This is a genomic window from Streptomyces sp. NBC_00464, assembly GCF_036013915.1.
GTDB lineage: Bacteria > Actinomycetota > Actinomycetes > Streptomycetales > Streptomycetaceae > Streptomyces.
On the sequence record NZ_CP107899.1, the window covers coordinates 7,343,459 to 7,363,431 of the forward strand.

General features: G+C 68.6%; 13 protein-coding genes and 3 pseudogenes. 14 read left to right on the forward strand and 2 right to left on the reverse strand.

Features of this window, described 5'->3' with window-relative positions; genetic code table 11:
• Positions 1-34: 34 nt before the first annotated feature.
• From OG912_RS33160 to OG912_RS33195, 8 genes and pseudogenes are all read left to right on the forward strand, one after another.
• Positions 35-103, forward strand: coding sequence for a hypothetical protein (locus OG912_RS33160; RefSeq protein WP_327713599.1), 69 nt, complete (start codon positions 35-37; stop codon positions 101-103).
• Positions 104-175: 72 nt separating this feature from the next.
• Positions 176-394: a hypothetical protein gene (locus OG912_RS33165; RefSeq protein ID WP_432762330.1), complete on the forward strand. Its 219-nt coding sequence runs from the start codon at positions 176-178 to the stop codon at positions 392-394.
• A pseudogene (locus OG912_RS33170) lies at positions 367-926 on the forward strand (transposase); the annotation flags it as partial. The gene OG912_RS33165 and the pseudogene OG912_RS33170, both read left to right, overlap by 28 nt.
• A gap of 573 nt (positions 927-1,499) precedes the next feature.
• The gene (locus OG912_RS33175) at positions 1,500-4,415 is read left to right on the forward strand and encodes a helix-turn-helix transcriptional regulator (RefSeq protein WP_327713600.1); all 2,916 of its coding nucleotides are present in this window, start codon (positions 1,500-1,502) and stop codon (positions 4,413-4,415) included.
• Between the two features lie 101 nt (positions 4,416-4,516).
• Positions 4,517-4,657 (forward strand): hypothetical protein, encoded by a 141-nt coding sequence (locus tag OG912_RS33180; RefSeq protein WP_327712500.1) that lies wholly within the window; start codon positions 4,517-4,519, stop codon positions 4,655-4,657.
• A 49-nt stretch (positions 4,658-4,706) separates the two neighbouring features.
• Positions 4,707-8,744 (forward strand): S8 family serine peptidase, encoded by a 4,038-nt coding sequence (locus OG912_RS33185; protein WP_327712501.1) that lies wholly within the window; start codon positions 4,707-4,709, stop codon positions 8,742-8,744.
• 85 nt (positions 8,745-8,829) lie between these two features.
• Positions 8,830-8,979 (forward strand): annotated as a pseudogene (locus OG912_RS33190) (IS630 family transposase); the annotation flags it as partial.
• Positions 8,980-9,188: 209 nt separating this feature from the next.
• Positions 9,189-9,644 carry a recombinase family protein gene (locus tag OG912_RS33195; protein ID WP_327712502.1) on the forward strand — a complete coding sequence of 152 codons (456 nt, stop codon included), beginning with the start codon at positions 9,189-9,191 and terminating at the stop codon, positions 9,642-9,644.
• Here OG912_RS33195 and OG912_RS33200 read toward each other — a convergent pair.
• Positions 9,634-10,177 (reverse strand): annotated as a pseudogene (locus OG912_RS33200) (transposase family protein); the annotation flags it as partial. The gene OG912_RS33195 and the pseudogene OG912_RS33200 sit on opposite strands and share 11 nt — an antisense overlap.
• Before the next feature lie 212 nt (positions 10,178-10,389).
• Here OG912_RS33200 and OG912_RS33205 point away from each other — a divergent pair.
• From OG912_RS33205 to OG912_RS33230, 6 genes are all read left to right on the forward strand, one after another.
• On the forward strand, positions 10,390-12,765 hold the full coding sequence (locus OG912_RS33205) for a beta-galactosidase (RefSeq protein ID WP_443061045.1): 2,376 nt from the start codon (positions 10,390-10,392) through the stop codon (positions 12,763-12,765).
• Complete coding sequence (locus tag OG912_RS33210; RefSeq protein WP_327712503.1) at positions 12,758-14,086, forward strand: ABC transporter substrate-binding protein; 1,329 nt, start codon at positions 12,758-12,760, stop codon at positions 14,084-14,086. The genes OG912_RS33205 and OG912_RS33210 overlap by 8 nt, the downstream gene beginning before the upstream one ends.
• Positions 14,083-15,054, forward strand: a complete 972-nt coding sequence (locus OG912_RS33215; protein WP_327712504.1) for a carbohydrate ABC transporter permease — start codon at positions 14,083-14,085, stop codon at positions 15,052-15,054. Before OG912_RS33210 ends, OG912_RS33215 begins: the two co-directional genes overlap by 4 nt.
• Positions 15,051-15,509, forward strand: coding sequence for a hypothetical protein (locus OG912_RS33220; RefSeq protein WP_327712505.1), 459 nt, complete (start codon positions 15,051-15,053; stop codon positions 15,507-15,509). Before OG912_RS33215 ends, OG912_RS33220 begins: the two co-directional genes overlap by 4 nt.
• Positions 15,488-15,934 carry a carbohydrate ABC transporter permease gene (locus tag OG912_RS33225; RefSeq protein ID WP_327712506.1) on the forward strand — a complete coding sequence of 149 codons (447 nt, stop codon included), beginning with the start codon at positions 15,488-15,490 and terminating at the stop codon, positions 15,932-15,934. The genes OG912_RS33220 and OG912_RS33225 overlap by 22 nt, the downstream gene beginning before the upstream one ends.
• Positions 15,935-16,197: 263 nt before the next feature.
• Positions 16,198-17,790, forward strand: coding sequence for a family 43 glycosylhydrolase (locus tag OG912_RS33230; protein ID WP_327712507.1), 1,593 nt, complete (start codon positions 16,198-16,200; stop codon positions 17,788-17,790).
• 334 nt (positions 17,791-18,124) lie between these two features.
• On the opposite strand, the gene OG912_RS33235 is transcribed toward OG912_RS33230, so the two are convergent.
• Complete coding sequence (locus OG912_RS33235) at positions 18,125-19,825, reverse strand: acyltransferase (RefSeq protein ID WP_327712508.1); 1,701 nt, start codon at positions 19,823-19,825, stop codon at positions 18,125-18,127.
• Positions 19,826-19,973 lie beyond the last annotated feature (148 nt).

Here is a 19,973-nt window from a genome sequence, read left to right on the forward strand (position 1 = left end):
CGCGATCTTCGACTTCATCGAAGGCTGGTACAACTTGCACCGACTGCACAGCAGCCTCGGCTACCTCAGCCCCGCCGAATACGAGACCGCACTCGCAGCCTGACCACCACACCAATGGTGTCCGTCAAAGCGGAACAAGCTCAGGCCACCCTGCACCGTCTACGCGGTCACCAACCTGACTGCAGAGCGGGCAACGCCCGCCCGACTGGCGACCCTGATCCGCGGACACTGGTCAGTCGAATCGCTGCACCACGTCCGGGACACCACCTTCACCGAGGACGCCTCCCAGCTACGGACCGGCAATGCACCCCGCGCGATGGCCACTTGGCGCAACCTCGCCATCGGCGCACTCCGCCTCGCTGGCACCACACCGATCCCGACTCGCGGACCATGAAGGGCTGCGACGGTGCCTGCTTCCAGGCCCACAACGCCCGAGCCGTCGTCGACGAAGAACACCAGGTCATCACTGCAGCCGACGTGGCGACCAACGCCTCCGATGCGCTGAACTACACCACGGTGCCCGACCAGTCCGCTCAGAACACCGGCACCCACCTCGTGCAGGCAATGGTCGACGCCGCCTACTGCTCCGAGAGCAATCTTGAAGCCGAGAGGTAATGTCAACTGGCCTTCGGTACCTGCACGTTCATGGCCACCGGCTACCTGGCCCACGACAGCAGGTCCCCGCCCGCGCCGCGTGAACGGATACGGGCGAGCGCCACCCTGAGGGAGCGGATGGCCCGTAAGCCGCGGACCAGGCCTGACTGGGCCCCTTACAGCCGCCGCAAGGCCATCGTCGAACCCGTCTTCGGTTGGATCATGACCTGCCAGAACGGCAGCCAGCTCCTCTTGCGCGGCGAGGACGGGGCCCGCGGCGACTGCTGGCCGCCTGCCACAACCTCCGCAAGATCTTCCGAAACGCCGAAACGCCGAAACGCCGAAACGCCGAAACGCCGAAACGCCGAAACGCCGAAGCGCCGAAACGCCGAAACAACCGGACTTGCCGCCCTGGCCGGCTGGCCAACCCGGCCTCCCGGCCCCACCACGGGCCCCCGCCCAAGCCGAGCACCCGACGAACGGGACGCCGAGCACGGCCTCACAAGCGCCCACCGGCCGACCGCGACCGATCCCACCGATCACGGTCAGCCAACACTCCCGGTCCCGGCGAGGTCGTCGATGGCGGCGCGGTGGCGTGGTCGTCGGTGATCTGCCGCAGCGTGGTGATGCCGCTGTGATCCAGATGGTGAGGCCCGGCTCGAGGACGAAGAGGTAGCGGCGAATGCCGTCGTAGCCGAGGGCGGCGGATCGGGCGACAGAGCGCCGGGTCCCGCATGCCGACCGTCCTCGGCAGGTCAACGCTGCCCTGCCGAGGCATTAGTGTTCGGCACGGCGTGGAGGCGACCGGAATGATCCGATGACGGCCGGGGGAGCACGAGGCGACGAGTCGGCACGATGGCCGCCAGGACTTCGGCAGCAGTTCACCGAAGCGCGTCAAGGAGCGGCTGACGCCGGGTTTCGTCGGCCGGTCCGAGGTCCTCGGAGCGGTGCTCGACGCACTCCGCGAGGGGCCCGCTTTCGTCGTCATCGAGGGCGAGGCGGGGATCGGGAAGACCCGGTTGCTGCGGGAGGCTCTCGCGGCCCTCGTCCCATTCCCGTCCCAGGCGCGTCCGGTGGCACTGGTCGTTACCTGCCCGCCGGTCGAGGAACCCTTTCCGTTCGGCGCACTGGTGGACGCCCTGCGCCGGCTCCGCCCCTCGATCGACGGCCTCGTCCTGAGCCGGCTCGCCGGAGCACTGCAGCCGCTCTTTCCCGAATGGGCCGACGAACTGCCCCCACCGCTCCCGCCGTTGCACGACGCGCACGGCACCCGGCACCGGGTGATGCGCGCCCTCACCGAACTCGTCGAAAGGATGGGCGTCGAACTCCTCGCTGTGGAGGATGCCCAGTGGGCCGATCCGGCGACGTTGGAGTGGCTGCTGGCTCTGACGGCCGGCGGCGGCGCACACCCGTCGATCGTGGTCACCTACCGGCCCGCCGATGTCACCGACGGCTCCCTCCTGCGTCGCCTCACGGCCCGTCCGCCGGCCGGCGCGCGGCATGTGCGGGCCGAACTCGTCCCGCTGGACGCGGAGGCGACCCGGCAGCTCGTGATGTCGATGCTCAGCACGGAAGAGGTTTCGCGAGAATTCACCGAGTTTCTGCACGAGCACGCCGATGGAGTGCCCCTCGCGGTCGAGGAGACGGTCCGGCTGCTGCGGGACCGACGCGACATCGTGCGCCGCAAGGGCCGTTGGGCACGGCGGGCGCTGTGGGGCCTGGTGGTGCCACCGACCGTGCGGGACTCCGTCCTCGAACGTGTCGCCCGGCTGGATTCCGGCACACGCCACATGCTGGAGGCCGCGGCGGTGCTGGTCGAGTCCGCGGACGCCGACACGCTCACTGCCGTGGCCGACGTGGACAGGGCGACCGCGCGGAACGGAATCGCCGCCGCGTTGTCGTCGGGTCTCCTCCTTGAGGCAGCTCCCGGCCAGTACGCCTTCCGGCACGTCCTCGACGCGACCGCTGTGGGCGAAGCGATACCGGCCCCCCGGCGCCGTCAACTTGCCCACCGGGCGGCATGGACGCTCGAACAGCTCACCCACCCACCGGTCGCGAGGCTCTGCCGGCACTTCCAGGACGCCGCGGATGTACAGGGGTGGAGCCGGTACGCCGAGGCGGCAGCCGACCTCGCGCGGGAGTCCGGCGACGACCACACCGCCGTGACCATGCTGTACACACTGCTTACCACGGCGCCGTTGACGGACGGAGAACGTGCCCGCCTGGCGCGCAAGCTCGGCTCGGTGACCGTGCACCGCACCGAACCGCTCGGTGACCTGGAGCTCGCGGTGCGCAACGCACTGACCGAGATCCTCGCGGACGGCGCCCTCGCCGGGCCGGAGCGGGGAGAGATACGGCTGCTCCTCGGTTGGCTGCTGTTCCAGCTCGCCGAATTCGACGCGGGACACGACCAGTTCCGGGCCGCGGTCGACGAGCTGCACGACCGGCCGGCGAGCGCGGCCCGCGCCATGATCTTCCTCTCCCGTCCCGAAGCCCCCCGTGACTGGCCGGTGGCGCGCCACCTGGCGTGGCTGGACCGTGCGAGCGTGGTCATTTCCAAGGTCGAACCGGCCTCGGCACGCCGAGCCCTGCACATCGACCGCGCGGTGCGGCTCCTCGACCTGGGCGAGGAGTCCGGCTGGGCGGCCGCCGACGCGATTCCCGCGTCGGCCTCCTCCTTCGAGGAGTCGTACGACATCCTGCGTGGGCTGCTCAACGTCGCCCAGCACGCGATCGACTGGGGACGGTTCCCGGAGGCCCGCGAGCGCCTTGACGCGGTCATCGGCTCCGCCCGGGCCGTCGGCCACCTGCGGGCCGTCGAGTTCGCCGAGTTCGACCACGCGCTGCTCGACCTCTGGAGCGGGGAGTGGGGCGGTCTCTCCGACAGGGCGGCCCGGCTGGAGTCTGAGGGAACCCATCCGTTGATCCGCCTGGCGGGGGGTGCGATCCGAGGCACGCTCGAAGTCGCCGAGGGCCGGCGGGAGAGTGCGGTGACACGGCTTCGGACGATCCTTGAGAGGACCACGGCCGGCCCGGCGACATCTCCTGCCGTACTTGCCGCGGCGGCCCTGGGCCGGGTCGCCCTGGCGGACGGCAACGCGGTAGCGGCCCTGGAGTTCACCACACCGCTCATGACGGTCGTCGCCGAGAAGGGGACCTGGCTGGACGGGACCCTCGCGGCTCCCGTGCACCTTGAGGCGCTGACCGCCACCGGCAGGATCGACGACGCCGAGACGCTCCTCGACCGGATGGCCGCCTGGTCACAGCAGCGATCCGCCCCCGTACTGGCGGCAGTGGTCCTGACCGGCCGAGGGTACGTGGCCAGGGCTCGTGGCGAATTCGGCCGGGCCGCAACCCTGTTCGGTGAGGCAGCCGTCGCACTCGATGACCTGCCCGCCCGTCACGACGCACTCCTCGCGCGCGAACGGCACGGCCGGTCTCTGCTGGCCGGCGGCGACCGCGAGGCCGGCCTCTCCCTCCTGCGTGACGTGCGGCTCCGGTTCTCTGCCCTCGGCGCCCCGTGGGACGCGGCCAGAGTCGAACGAGTGCTGCACGACGCCGGGCCGGTCACCACGCGCCCCGGGCGCCGTGGCCCGCGTGGCTACGGGGACGAGCTCTCCCCCCGGGAGCAGCAGGTACTCGCTCTGGTGGCGCGCGGCATGACCAACCGGGAAGCCGCCGCAGCGCTGTTCCTGTCACCCAAGACGGTCGGGGTGCACCTGGGTTCGGCCATGCGCAAGCTCGGCGTGTCATCCCGCACAGCGGCCGCGATCACTGCAATGGAGAACGGTCTGATCCCGACCGGGCACAGCCCGGGGTGACGTGTTCGCCGCCCCTCGGGGCGGCGGCAGGCGGTCCGTGCACGTAACAACTAGGCATTCGCCTTATAGGTGTCGGCGGGCCGGGAGGGCAGCCTGGCCGGATGCAGCCCGATTCAGCCGCCCCCGGCGCGCCCGACGACGCGACAGGCGACTTGCACCCCCATGTCCACGACGGCCTCGACGACTTCCCCGATGACGACGACGTGGACGATGCGACGCACGACGCACTCGAACCGCTCTGAAGCCTGCCCGCCACCACCGACGCCGGCCGGATCCGACCTGGAGGACCAGTTGAATTCACGCGCAGAGAGCCCGCCCGGAAGATTCCGCAGGCCGCGTCTGGCGCTGCCGCTGGCGGCCGTGCTCGCAGCAGGGCTGCTCACCACCGGTGGCGCCGCGGCCGCGGCGCCGGATCCCGCAGACCCCGCAGGCCTGCCCCGGACCGCTGCCGTGACCGGCACGACCTCGGCCGACGTGCTCGGCGCCATCGCCGGTCTCGGCCTCGACAAGCCCGTCACCGTCACGCTTGTGACCGGTGACGCGGTCACCTTGCGTCCCGACCGGGCCCCCACCGTCAAGGCGGGCGACGACCGCGACGGGATCACCTTCGACGTCCGCGGCCAGGACGGAATGCTCCTGGTCGTACCCTCCGACGCGGACCCGCTTCTCGCGAGCGGACGCGTCGACGAGCGGCTGTTCGATCTCACGTACCTGGTCAGGGAAGGCTACGCCGACACGGAAAGGAACGAGCTGCCGCTCCTGGTGGAAGGTGACCCGGCCGCCACACGCGATCTGGCGGCGGACGCGGGTGCCGCGGTAACCCGTAAGTTCCCGGATCTGGGCGTGAGCGCCATCAGAGCGGACCGCGGCGACGGCGACGCGGCCCTGTGGGCGGGACTCTCTGCGCCGGACGGCTCCGCACGCCTGTCCGCCCAGGCCGGAGTCACCGGCTGGTGGCCCGAGGGCGTCGAGAAGCTGTGGCTGGACGGGACCGTGCACGCGGCCCTCGACACGGCCGCCCCGCAGATCGGGGCACCGAAACTGTGGGCAGAAGGAGTCGACGGCTCCGGCGTCACGGTCGCGGTTCTCGATTCCGGTGTGGACCGTACGCACCCCGACCTGAAGGACAAGGTCACCAAGGAGGAGGTCTTCAGCTCCTCGGCGACGTCAGGCGTCCTCGACATCGCGCAGCTCGACGAGCCGGTCGGCTACGTCGGCATGCCCGGCGGCCGGGCCGTGCCGAAGACCGGCGCGTCGGAGTCGTTGGTGTACGTCGGACGGGCGTGCGTCGACAGCGCGGGCGATGAGCTGCTCACCTCCCCGGCGGGCAAGGTCGCGCTCATCGACCGGGACCAGAAGGCATGCCCGCTTTCCGAGGAGTACGACGCGGCAGTGGAGGCGGGCGCCACCGGCGTGGTCGTGCGCAACGACGAACGGGGCCTCTTCTCGGGGCTCCTCCTCGATGCGGAGCACCGCAATTCGGTGTGGGCGGCCGGAATCAGCCAGGCCGACGGCACGAGCCTGAAGGAGCTCATCGGGAAGGGCGACACGGAAGAGGTCGTCATCGGCTTCAGCAGCGCCAAGTTCGCCGGTGACCTCCTCGGCCACGGCACGCACGTGGCGGGCACGGTCGCCGGCACGGGGGCCGCATCCGACGGGCGCTACCGCGGCATCGCCCCCGGCGCGAAACTGCTCAACGGCAAGGTGCTGTCCGACTCGGGCCAGGGGCAGGAGTCGTGGATCATCGCGGGTATGGAGTGGGCCGTCGCCAACGGCGCCGACATCGTCAACATGTCGCTGGGCGGCAGCCCGACCGACGGAAGCGATCCCCTGTCCCAGGCCGTCGACCGCCTCGCGAAGGAACACGACACCCTCTTCGTGATCTCGGCGGGCAACTCCGGTCCGTACGGCGCGGTCGGCTCTCCCGGCGCCGCGGACTCGGCCCTGACCGTCGGAGCAGTGGACAAGAACGACGACATGGCGTCGTTCTCGTCCCGCGGTCTGCGCCTGAAGGACTACGCGGTCAAACCGAACATCGTCGCTCCCGGCGTCGGAATCGTCGCCCCACGGGCCGGCGGCACCTCCATGGCCGGGAACGCCCAGGTGATCGACGACTACTACATGGGCGCGACCGGCACATCGATGGCCACCCCCGTCGTCGCCGGCGCCGCCGCGCTCCTCGCGCAGGCCCGGCCCGGTCTCCGCGGGGAACACCTCAAGAACGCCCTGACCTCGACCGCGGCCGACACCGGACACCCCGTCACAGATCAGGGCACCGGCCGGGTGGACGTCGCACGCGCCGCTGCTCAGGGCGTGTACGCGGACGCGGCCATCGCATTCGGCGCGCTGACCGACCGGAACGAGCCGGTCGAGCGTACGGTGACGTACACCAACGACACCGATGCGGCCGTCAGCCTCCGACTGGCGGCCGAGCCCGCAGGCAAGGTGAGGCTGTCCGCTGCGGAGCTCAGTGTCCCCCCTCACGCCGGCGCCACGGTGAAGGTCTCCGTCGATCCCGCGGCCGCCGGCCTGGGTACCGTCAGCGGTGTGGTCACCGCAACCGGTGCCGATGTCTCCCTTCGCACCGGATTCGGCTTCCGGGTCTCCCGGGTCATCGACCCCAGCCCCGACACATGGAGCGAGGACTGGGCAGCCGGATTCAACCCGGCGGCGGACGACGTGGGCCACGTCCTCGGAGACTCGGCGCTCAGCCCCGACGGCAAGCGGTTGTTCATGTTCGGCGGAGCCCACATCGAGCACGAGTTCACGACCGCAGCTGTGGACACGGCCACCGGCAAGACTGCCTGGACCGCGCACTACCCCGTGCCCGACTGGGGCGGCACCCGCGGAGCCGGCGTCGCCGTCAGCCCCGACGGCAGGACGGTCTACGTGTCCGGGGAGGAGTGGAACCCCGAGACGGAGCGCCTGGACCTGGTCGTCCTCGCGTACAACAACGCGCCCGCGCGCACCGCGGACGACCCCGAGCCGGGCGAGCAACTGTGGCGGGCCGTGCATCCGGGCGTCGCCATCCGCGGGCTGGGTCCGGGCGGCGGCTCACAGATCGCCGTGACCCCGGACGGCGAGAGTGTCGTCGTGAGCGGCACCGAGTGGACCGACTTCCCCGACGCCTCGATGATGATCCTCGCCCTGGACGCCGCAAACGGTGAGCAGCGGTTCGTGGCCCGTCACGGCGAGAAGGGGCGGACGTTCGCCGGGCTCGATCTGGCCATCGACGCGTCCGGCCGGCACGCGTACGTCACCGGGTTCGGGCAGATCAAGGAACGCGAGTACCCGGCGCACCCGGTCACCGTCGCCTACGCGCTCACCGGCGACGAGCAGGGGAAGGAGCAGTGGGTGGCCCGCCACGACTCCGTCACCACCAACTACCAGTCGTGGCACAACGCTCTCAGCGCCGACGGACACCGCTTGTTCGTCACCGCCACGGTGCAGGTGGACGACGAGCCGTTCGACGAGCGCATGGAGACGCACGCCATCGACACGGCCACCGGCAAGGTGCTCTGGGCCACCACCTACGGTGCCGCCGAAGAGGGCTGGCTCCCCGGTCTCACGGAGCCGAGCCGCGGGGCGAACAACCCGAAGACGCCGGCGATCGCGGTGAGCCCGTCCAACGACCTGGTCTACGTCACGGGCGGGCACTGCGAGGGCGCTTCGTGCAGCGGTGACTTCGCCAGTGTCGTCCTCGCCTACGACCAGCGGACCGGTAAGAAGGTGTGGTCGCACCTCGACGCCGTCGAGAGCCCGCCGATCGCCCGGACGCTGCACACGTCCGTAGCGGTCAGCCCGGACGGAACCCGGGTCTACATCGCCGCGACGTGCTGCGCGACACGCACCAGCCTGGCCCCCCGAGACCAGGTCGTGACCGCGTACGACGCGGCAACCGGCGCAAGGCTTGACTCGGCCCGGCACAACATCGGCGGCATCACGTCCGAGCAGGGTGGGTTCGTACTGGCGAGCCCGGACGGCTCCAAGGTGTACGGGGTCGCCCAGAGCGAGTACCTCAGCGCGGCATACCCGTACCGGTGGATCGTCACGTCGTACACGACCCCGGTGACGTTCCCAAGCCTCAGGTCCACGGTGGCGGCGCTCGCCGACGCAAACAAGGTGACACGGGCCGGTGAGGCCCGTCTCACGGCTGCGCTCCGTGCGGCCGAACGGGACCGGAAGTCCGGCGCGACGGACATTGAGCGCAAGGCGTGGGAGAGATTCCGCACGGTCGCCGCAGATGACCGGTTCGTACCGGACAGGTCCGCGCGGACCCGATTGCTGGACGAGGCCGAGCGTTTGAGCGCGAGAACGAGCGACCGGTAGCCCTACGATCGGCCGCTGCCTCCAAGGCAGCGGCCGATCGGGTTCCGCGAGGCGCGTTGCGGGCGGCACCGTGCGCCTGACTGCGGGCGGACGCTCCCGCAGACGGATCTCCTTCGCCGCCCTGGCCTGCTACAAACCCGGCCACCGTTCTCGGCTGATCTACCGGCCCCGCCGCGACGACGGCCGACGTGACGGACGCAAGAGCTTCTCCTGGCGCGACTACAGTGACCCGTTACTTCGGCAGTTGCCTCAACGGAGTTTGGTGGATACCAACAAGGACAATGCCAACCGTCAGGTCCGGCTGAGTTTCCTCGGCTGACCAGGATCGCTCCCAGGGGTCGTGCCGCCGATTCTCCGTGCCATGCGTGCGCGAACGGAGAGAATCTTGCACGGTACGACCCCACATGCGATCGAACGTCCCTACGAGTGCGGCGACTGTCGCGCGTGAAGCTGGCGACGTCGTCTCCTGAGCGTCAGCGGGAGAACGTCCTCACAGCCACAGCGTCGTCCGTTGGCGCGCACATCATTGGCTGGGCCGACGACTGGGAGGTCTCGGGCGCCGCCGACCCCGTGTCCCGCCCGAAGCTGGGCCCTTGGCTCCGGGACGAGAGGGGCCCCTACGACGGTCTCGTCGCGGCCGCCGTGGACCGGCTGGGCCGCAACGTCGTCGACTGCCTGAACACCGGATACAAGATGCGGGACGAGGAGAAGATGCTTGTCACGTACGGACACGACGGTCCGTGGGAACTGGACGACCCGGCTGACGAGAACCGCTTCACCATGGAAGCCTGGGGCGCGCAGATGGAACTCCGCGCGATCCAGCGCCGGAACCGCGAGGCCACGATCGAGATCAGGGCAGCCGGCCGGCCGAAGGGCAAGCCGTCAAGTCCCGGCGCTTGAGGGCGAAGTCGTCGATGCCGAGCACACGCGGGACGCGCGGTGGTGGCAATGCCTGGCGCATGAGCACATGCAGGGCGGTCGAGCGGGAGATTGCCCAGGTCAGCACACGGGAGAGGCAGGCGCCTGCCCGGCCCGTTAACTCTCTCACCACGGAACAGAGTTGCTTGGCCAGGCGATTGGTCCGCCGCCGGTAGCGCTCCACGACGCCGGGAACTTGCTCACGGAATGTCTGTCGCCGACAGCCGGGCTCCGGGCACAGCATCCGCCGCAACCTCACCGAGACGACGACCCGCTGTCCGTCCACCGGCACGCCCGCGACCCTCCGCCCGTGAAAACCGTGCACCCGCCCCGTCGGCTTCCCGCATACGGGACACGGCGCCGGGTCGTCCCGGGTCCGCCGACACCCGGATGACCTCGCCCTCGTCCGTCACGCCCTCGACGACCACTGCAGACAGCCATGAAAACACCACACGCACAAGCTCGTTGACATCACGGACGCCACGCCAACGAAACCCATCACTGTTGGTCGCCACCGATTACTGGACAGAGCCGATCCATCTGTGTGCGCGTCTGCCCTTGTAGGGCGCCGCGGTGAGCGGGGCTTCTCAAGGCTGAGTGGCACAGCAGAGGTGTCGAGGGGCGGTCGTTGAGTGAAGCATTAATTATGAATACATCTTGACAGGGTTGGTTGGCCCGCTCACGATGAACGCACTTCATTGAGCCGCTGTCGCAGGAGCCGCCTGTCATGTTGTCTCTGCAAGTCCGTGACCCCTCTGTGCCCTTGGTCGGTCACCTGCCGATGGGCAGTTCAGCCTCGGCGCCGCACTCTATGACGGTCGACAGCCGGAGCCTGTTCAGAGACGGACGCCCGTGGATCCCGGTGATGGGGGAGTTCCACTTCAGCCGCTACCCGGCTGCCGAGTGGCGCGAGGAGCTACTCAAGATCAAGGCCGGCGGTATCGATCTGGTGGCCACCTATCTGTTCTGGAATCAGCACGAGAACGAGGCCGGAGTCTTCTGCTTCGACGGCGACCTGGACTTACGCCGCTTCGTGACGCTGTGCGATGAGATCGGTCTGGCCGTAGCGATGCGGATCGGGCCCTGGTCGCACGGTGAATGCCGCAACGGCGGATTCCCGGACTGGCTGGAGGAGACCGGCTGCACTCCGCGCACCGACGACCCGGCCTACCTCGCCCTGGTCGAGCCCTACTACCGCCGAATTTCTCACGAGCTGCGGGATCTCTTCCATGACGATGGCGGGCCGATCGTCGCGGTCCAGGTGGAGAACGAGCTCTACGACCAGCCGGTGCACCTGGCCACGCTGCGCAGCATGGCCGAGAGCGCTGGCATGCGAGCGCCGCTGTGGACGGCGACCGGTTGGGGCGCGGCCGACATCCCGCGCGACAACCTGCTGCCGTTGTACGGCGGGTACCCGGAGGCGTTCTGGGAGGACGCGTACGACGGGTGGACGCGGGAGATGCGGCGGCATTACTTCTTCACGCCGATCCGCGACGATCACGCCATCGGCGCCGACCTGCGCTCCTCAGCGCCGACCGGTAGCGGCCCGGACGATCGCCGCTACCCCTACGCCACATGCGAGTTGGGTGGCGGCATGGCCATCGCCTACCACCGCCGTCCGATCGTGCCCAGCGAGGACATCACCTCGCTGGCACTGGCCAAACTGGGCAGCGGCTCGGTCTGGCAGGGCTATTACCTCTACCACGGCTGCTCGCAGCGCCTGGACCTCCGGGAACCCAACCAGGAGAGCCACGACACCGGCTACCCCAATGACCTGCCGATGGTCACCTACGACTTCCAGGCGCCGTTGGGGGAGTACGGGCAGGTCCGACCGGTCTTCCACGCGCTGCGACTGCAACACCTGTTCCTGCACGGATACGGCGCGGAACTGGCGCGGATGCCCCTGTCGCTACCTGATGCCGAACCTGAGTCGCTCGACGACCGTGCCACGTTGCGCTGGGCCGTTCGCGCGGCGGGCGAGCAAGGGTTCCTCTTCGTCAACAATCACCAGCCGCACGAGACGCTGCCTGATCACAAGGATGTCCAGTTTCGGATCCACCTCGACAGTGGTCGTACCGTCACCCTGCCCGCGCAACCGGTCAGCGTTCCCTCCGGCGCGCACTTCGTGTGGCCGATCGGCCTCGACCTCGGCGCCGGACTGCGCCTGGACTGGGCCAGCGCGCAGCCCGTCACTCGCCTGGACGTGGACGGCGTTCCGCTCACCGTGCTGGCGGCCACCGACGGCATCCCGGTGTCTCTGGCCCTGGCCGCGAACGTGGACGTCACCGGACCTGCCCAGGTGGTGCTCGACGCCGGCGCCACACTCGTCACGGTCGCCGAGCCGGGCACCGGGGCACTGCTGACCCTCACTGGGCCCACCGGCCGCGCACGCGTCCTGGTGCTGTCCCACACCGAGGCGCTCCGGCTGAACCGGGTACACGCCTTCGGGCAGGACCGGCTCGTACTCAGCGACGACCTGGTGCTCGCAGACGAGGACGAACTGCGCCTGCACATCACTTCACCGGCGCCCTCCGTCGCCATGCTGCCCGCACCGACTGCCCTGCGCGGAAGCGAAATCGGCGAGCCGGTACCCGACGGAATCTTCGCGCGTTGGCCGCTGAGCCCCGCACCACGGCTGCCGCAGCCCACCATCGAAACCCTGCAACCGCAGGCGGTCGCCCCGCCTGCACGCACCGGCGGCTCCCACCAGAGGGCCTCCGCGCCGCGCGACGAGGACTTCGAGAAGGCCTCCGTCCACCACATCGCCATCCCGGCATCTGTCCTGGACGGCGACGGGGAGGTGCTGCTGCGACTGCGCTACACCGGGGACGCGGCGCGGGCCTTCATCGGCGGAAAGCTTGTTGCCGACCACTTCTGGTACGGGCCCGACTGGGAGATCGGACTGCGCCGCTTCGCCGGCGCCGTCCTGCAGCACGGCGTGGAACTCCGCGTCCTGCCGCTGGATCGGGCAGTCCGCATCCACGTCGACGGTTCCGTACGCGAAGGACTGGACGCTGCCCGGGCCCACGCCGCGGTGGAGTCGGCGGAGCTGGCGGCCGTATCGGTGACGACCTTGGGGCCGGAGGACGACCGACGTGCCTGAACTCAGCCGTAGGGTTCTGATACGCGCGGCGGGCGGTGGGGGACTGGGGCTGCTCGCGGCCCCCGCCCTCGCAGCATGCGGTACGTCCTCGGCCGCCCCGCTCCGCTCAGGGCCCGCGCAGATCGGCTTGTGGACCCACGACCCCGACTACATCAACACGTTCCGCACCGCCATCAAGGACGCGGGCCTGATGCGTGGCTCCCGCTTCGACTTCGGTTTGAACGTCACCAGCTCGGCGCCCGCCGACATCGTGACGCGAATGATCGCGCAGGCCGTCGCGGACGGGAACACACCCGATCTCGTGGGTCTCAACGTCGACCAGTTCCCGCGGGTGATGCATTCGTCCATCGCGGAGAGCCTATTCGCGGACCTCTCCGACACGGTCCGTCCGTTCGGTGACGATCTGCTCAAGCTGTCGCCCTACTCGGTCGATGGCGTTCCGTACGGCCTGGAATCCGGCAACGCGATCACGGTTCTGTACTACCGGCAGGATTTGTTCGACAAGTACCGGGTTCCCGAAGCGCTTGAGACCTGGGAGGAGTTCCTCGACTACGGCGCCCGGCTGAGCACTGAGCACAAGGTGAGCCTTGGCATGATCTCGACCGGTGACAACGGTTCGATCGTCAACGGGTTCCTGCAGTTCCTGCTGCAGCGCGGCGGCGGCTTCTTCAACGCCGCCGGCGACCTGACCCTGGATTCACCCGAAGCCCTTGAGGTCCTCGAGTTCATGACACGCGGAGTCCACTCGGGCGCGCTGATAGCTCTCCCGGACCCCTACGGCAGCGCGTGCGCCGCTGCTCTGAAGTCCGGACGGCTCGCTGCCACCGCGATGCCCAACTGGTACAACGCTGCTGGTCTTCAGGCCAACGTTCCTGAGCAGAAGGGGCGTTGGCGGATCCGCACCCTGCCTCGTTTCTCGGGCGGCGGCCACATCGCCTCCACCATGGGTGGCACAGCCTTCGCTGTGCTGAAGGACAAACCCAACAGTGAGGCCGCGTTGGAGCTGCTGCGTCGCGTTTACCTGAGCCGCGAAGGGCAGATCCTTCGCTACCGCTTCGGTGGGTATCTGCCCACGCTCGAGCCGCTCTACAAGGACCCCGAGCTCGTGGGTACCAAGGACGAATACCTCGGCGGTCAGAAGGCCTTCGGTATCTACAGCGCGGCCGCTGCCGACCTCCCCCTCTTCTATCAGGACGCCAGCATGCAGGTTCTGTCCGACGTGCTCGGTGGCCCGGTCCTGGATGCGCTCAAGGGCCGTACGTCGCCCACCGCAGCGCTCAAGGCCGGCCTGAAGGCCTACCGACAGCAGGTGAAACGATGACCGCGCCCCCACCGACCCGTTCCGTTCCGATCGGGGCACCACGTCCCGCCCGTGCCCCGGGCAGGACCGCCCCGCCCCGTACCTCCTGGTGGCTGCGCCGTCAGCGGGCATGGGCCCCCTACCTGTTCATCTCACCCTTCTACCTTCTCTACGGGCTGTTCCTGCTTGTCCCGATCCTGGTCGGCCTCTATCTCAGCTGTACCGAGTGGGCGGGCCTGGGTACACCGCAATGGGTGGGCCTGCGCAACTACCGGGACCTACTGGGCGACCACAGTTTCTGGACTGCTGTCTGCAACACCGGCCTGTACGTCGTGTTCACCATGGGCGTCGTGATGCCGGCAGCTCTGCTCATCGCCCAGGCGCTGAACGCCCGCGGCCTTCGCGGCCGAGATCTCTTCCGGCTGGCCTACTTCATGCCCGTGGTGATCTCCCCGATCGTCATCACCCTGGTCTTCGGGCTCTTCTTCGACAACGAGTTCGGGCTTCTGAACGCGGTGGGGCACGCCGTGTTCGGGTTCGGTGGAATCGACTGGCTGGGCTCTCCCGGCTGGGCGCGCGTAACGGTGGTGATCCTCGTGCTCTGGCGATGGACCGGCTACCTGACCATATTTTTCCTGGCCGGACTGCAGAACGTCCCCAAGGAGCTTTACGAGGCAGCGGACATCGACGGCGCCGGTCCGATCAGTCGCTTTCGTAATGTCACCTTGCCGTGTCTGCGTCCCGTGACCGCGTTCGTCGCGGTAACGGTATTGGTCAGCGCTGTGCAGATCTTCGAAGAGCCGTACCTGCTCACCCAGGGGGGTCCGGGCGAATCCACTTTGTCCATCGCCCAGTTCATCTTCCGCGCAGGATTCCAGCGCCAGCAGCTCGGCTACGCGGCGGCGGCCGGCGTGCTGCTCTTCGTCGCCGTCTTCGCACTCGGTCAGGTGGCTATGCGGGTGCTCGGGGTCGGAAGGGATGACCGATGACAACAGCAACAGGTGAATTCGAGTCCACCGCACGGCTCGGCCCGGGGGCCCGCAGAGGTCGCCGCGGGGTGAGCCGGGCCCTGCTCTACACGTTCCTGATCGCCTTGCTGCTGGTGTTCGCCCTACCGCTGGTGTGGGCCCTGTCATCCTCCTTCAAGGCCCGCGGTGACATCTTCGGCTACCCGCCCAAGCTGTTGCCCTCACCGGCCACCCTCGACAACTACCGAGGGCTTTTGGACGAGAACCCGTTCTGGAGCTGGCTGCTGATCAGCACGGTGGTCGCCGTCATCTCCACCCTCGCGGCGGTTCTGCTGTGCGCGCTGGCCGGGTTCGCGTTCGCCAAGTACCGCTTCCGTGGCAAGAACGTCCTGTTCAACGTCATGTTCAGCTCGCTGGCCGTGCCCTTCGCGTCATCGTCGTCCCGCTGTTCGTCATGCTGGCCAAGGCCCATCTGACCACGCCCTACTTCGCACTGGTCGTGCCTTGGGTGGCACCTGCTTTCGGTATCTTCATGATGCGACAGTTCGCCGAACAGTCCATTCCTGACGCGCTGTTGGATGCCGCCCGCGTGGACGGCTGCACAGAGTTCGGGCTGTTCCGACGTATCGTCCTGCCGCTGCTGCGGCCGGCCCTGGGTGCCCTCGGTGTGTGGTCCTTCCTGAACAGCTTCAACAGCCTCATCTGGCCGCTCATCGTCGTGAGCGACCCGGGTGACTACACCCTCCCGCTGGGCATCCAGGCCCTGTTCGGTGCCACCAATCGACAGTACGACCTGGTGCTGGCCGGCTCCGTCCTCGCGGCCATTCCGAGCCTGTTGGTCTTCTTCCTTCTGCGCAAGCAGCTCCTGGAAGGCCTTACTGCCGGAGCCGTCAAGAGCTGACCCCGTTCTCTCCTCCTGCCGGCCTCACCGGAGTGGTCGCTCTCGCGCTCGGTGATGGTCATCGCGCGGAGAGTGTGTGTGCCGGAACAGCTGAGGCATGCCGACTTCCGGCGCCGACCCGACGAACACCCCCGGCCCGGAGCGAAGAGCAGCGCACAAGCAAGGGTCCCGCATCGTACTCGGCTTTCGACAGACGAAGTTCTCCAGGCAAAGGGACGGAATCAATGCCTCTCATCCGAAAACTCGGTCACGTGATATGTGGCATGGCGATCGCAGCGACGGCCCTCGTGGGGGCAGCCCCTGCGGATCCGGCGTCGGCCGCCGTCGGCGCCCCGGAGCCACTGCCTCGCGCACAGACCTTCCAGAACGACTCCTTCTGGAAGGACACCGACGGCAATCTGATCGCTTCGCAGGGCGGCGGGGTGTTCAAGTTCGGGGGCACCTACTACTGGTACGGCGTCCACTATGCGGAGGCCGACCTCTACGCGGTGTCTCCCACCCGCAAGCATCCGCGGGCCACGTTCGCGTCGATCAGGGTGTACTCGTCGAAGGACCTGGTGAACTGGAACTTCGAGAACGAGGTCGCCGACCGGTCGACGCCGCTCGCGATTCCGCCGTCCAAGGATGTCAGCGGGGACGCCTTCTCCCGGATGGCCTCCCTCGATGACGCGGGCTGGGTCGGTCGTATGGGGGTGGTGTACAACGAGGTCACGCACAAGTACGTGCTCATGACGCAGATGTCCACCACCTTCGACACGAACGGCAAGACGAACGGCGGTGTCCTCTTCCTCGAGAGCGATTCCCCGACAGGGGACTTCACGTACGCCAACCTCCAGACGCAGATCCCGGGAGTGCTCTACCAGGGCACAGGTGACCAGACCGTGTTCACCGACGACGACGGTGCCGACTACCTTGTCTTCTCCAACCAGAGCGGCCGCAATCACACTTACGTCGCGCGCATCGATCCTTCCGACTCGCTGAGCGTCGAACCCGCTGTCGAGGTGTCCTACAACGCGGCCGGCCGCGAGGGCAACGCGATGTTCAAGGCGAACGGTCACTACTACATCGCCAGTTCCGACCTGCACGGATGGAACGCCTCGGCCACGCACGTCATCAAGTCCGCCGGAGACGATCCGCAGGGGCCCTACGGTCCGGAGACCGTCATGGCGGGTACGGAAGCGGACCACAGCCATGTCACACAGTCCGGGTTCTTCCTCACGGTCCACGGGAGGAAGACCGATACGGTGATCTATGCGGGCGACCGATGGTCCGAGTTCGCGTGGAACGGAACGGGATACAACCAGTGGGTCCCGCTCTCGTTCGATAACGATGCGCCGGTGTTCAACTCGCTCAGCTCCTGGCGACTCGATGCCAGGACCGGGCGCTGGGCTGTGGGCAGGGACAACAACTTCGTTCTCAACCCGGACTTCGAGGCGGACCGTGTACCGGTGACGACTGTCACCGGATGGACCACAACCGTCGGTGACGCCTCACCGTCGACGCAGTTCGTCTCCAATCCGACGCCGGCCGGCAACGGCACCCGTCACGCTCTGCAGCTCGGCAATCCCGCAGGGTTCGCCGGCGGGGTCTCCCAGCAGGACGCGATTCCAGGCGGTGCCTACATACTGTCTCTGTCCGCGAAGGCGACACCAGGCCTTGATACGGCCCGTATCCGCATCACGGACGCGCGCGGAAAGGAGACGACGCTCGACCTCCGAGCTGTCGGTTCCAGCTGGACGAAGACTTCGTCGGAGCACATCGCATTGAGGCCCGGGAACGTCACGATCACGGTTGAAGCGACGGCAGCAGCAGGTGGAACACTGTCGGTGGACGGCCTCTCACTCGTGCGCTCGTAGCAGCGGAACCCGGACTCCTTCGGTTATGCCTCGCCCTGGGCAGGGCGAGGCATAACCGTGCCTGATCACTCCCGGCAGCCGTCGTGCCGGAGTGCCATCGTGGGCTCCGATGTCGCCCCCCGCTGCCCGCAGGACGCTAGAAGGGGCACGTGATCAGTGCCGAGTCGGGCTCTGGTCGCAGCGCCTCCGGCGCGCGTTCGGCGGCACCGGGGCAGACAGATGCTCGGCCGGATCTACCCAGCCGAGCTCTGTGTGATGGACATGGGTGAACCGACTCGCCCGAGGGCACGAGTACCTGGGCCCCAGGTGCACTCGTGCCCTCGGGCGAGTCGGTTCAGATCAGGGGCGTGGCCGGTTCGGGCCGGTGAACCCCGCGGGGGCGGTATCCCAGTGCGTCCGAGATGCCCGCGAGATCGGACAGGTACCAGATGATCGCCAGCCACATCTCGGTGCCTTGCAGGCCGGGTTGTGTCTCCCGGGCACTCCTGGTCGACGGGTGCTGTGCCTTGAAAGCGAAGCCCTGGCCATCCACCCAGCGGCCGAGCGCATCAGTCAGCAGGCGCCTGGCCAGGTTCACGGTCTCTTCCGTACGGTGGCCCGTCGTGCGCGTGAGCCACAACGGATGGGCGATGTCGAGGATGTTGCAGGCTGTCTGTCGGTCGGGCCGCGTGTAGCGAATGTCGCGCGAGTGCTCAAGGACAGTGTCGATGACTCGCTCGGGGTAGGGCACCGGAAGGCCGAACTGGGCGAACGTGCCCCGGCTGGCGCGGTAGAAACCGTTGACGGGGAGGAGGAAGCCGTCGACCGCGCTCTCCTTCCCCCAGAGGCCGGTGCGGGGGTCGGCGTGGGTGAGCAGCCAGCCCAGCAGCGCTTCCACGGCCCCGCTCTGCCCGGTCAGACCATGGCGTCGGTTCCACAGGAACGCGGTGCCCAGTGTGTCGACCCAGGCGCCGGAGTGCCAGGGCTCCTCGTGCCAGGGGAGTGCGCCGAGCGCGGTGGTGACGTCGGCAGCGCTCATCGTGCCGACGTTGCGGAGCGGGTTCGGGAAAGTGCTGCCGAGCAGGTCCAGGGCGTAGCCCACGCACAGGATGTGGTAGCTCGTCTCATTGCTGAACGGCGCTTTGCCGTAAGGGAGGTGGGAGCTTCCGGGGCCCAGCGGGCTGACGAGCCCGGTGTCCCGGTCCTGCCACGACTGCAGTCGCTCGCGCTGCCTGTCGGCGGAGAGGAGACCGGGAGCGTGCCCCAGCAGGAGGTCTGCGATCTCGATCGCGTCGCACTGGGCCCGTACGGTGGGTTCGCCGCCTGGTGCGTCCACGAACAGTCCGTCTTCCTCATCGGGTGCGAAGCACCGGGCGAGGATGTCCTCGGCTTGCGAGCGTGCTGTATCGGCGAACGCGGCCACCGCGCCGACCAAGTCCGTGCCGCCCGTTACCGGCGTCGAACTGCCGGCTCCCCGCCGACGAAGGACGCGGGCGGGGTTGCCGCCGACGACAACGGCCGCCGGTATGTCCTTGGTCACCACGCTGCCGGCACCGATCACGGCTCCGTCCCCGATGGTGATGCCGTCCAGGACGACGACGTGGGAGCCGATCCACACGTCGTTGCCGACACGTATGCCCTGCGACGTCAGCGGCTGGCGGAAGACCTCTGTGTCCGGGTCGTCGAAACCGTGGTTGAAAGCGAGGAGAGAGGTGTGAGCGCCGATACGGACGGCGTCGCCGAGTTCGATGGTGCCCCGCACCACCGTGTAGGCGTTGATCGTGCAGTCCCGTCCCGCGTCCAGGGTGCCTGTCAGATAGGCGCCGGCGGCGACGTAGCTGCGCGGTCCGAGCACCAGGCGCTCGTTCTGTACTGCGGCGAGGCGAGAGACGAAGCAGTCCTCGCCGAACCGGTAGCTGTCGTTGTCCTTCCGCAGGGCGAGCTGGATTTGTTGCTGCCGTTGGCGATCGTCATCGTCGGCGTCGGTCCAGTAGTTCCAGGGCGAGTGGTCGAACAGGTGGGGGCCCGGCAGGCCCTCGCCAGTGGCTTCGTTCATGCCGTCCGTTCCAAGTCGTGATCACGCGCCGCAGCGGCGTGGGCTGGGGGATGGTGGCTGATCCGCGGTTGCTGGAGGTGGACCGTCGTCAGTGCACGCGGGGGCGTGCCGGAGGTAAGGGCCCGGTGCCGCCGATGGGACTGCGGTC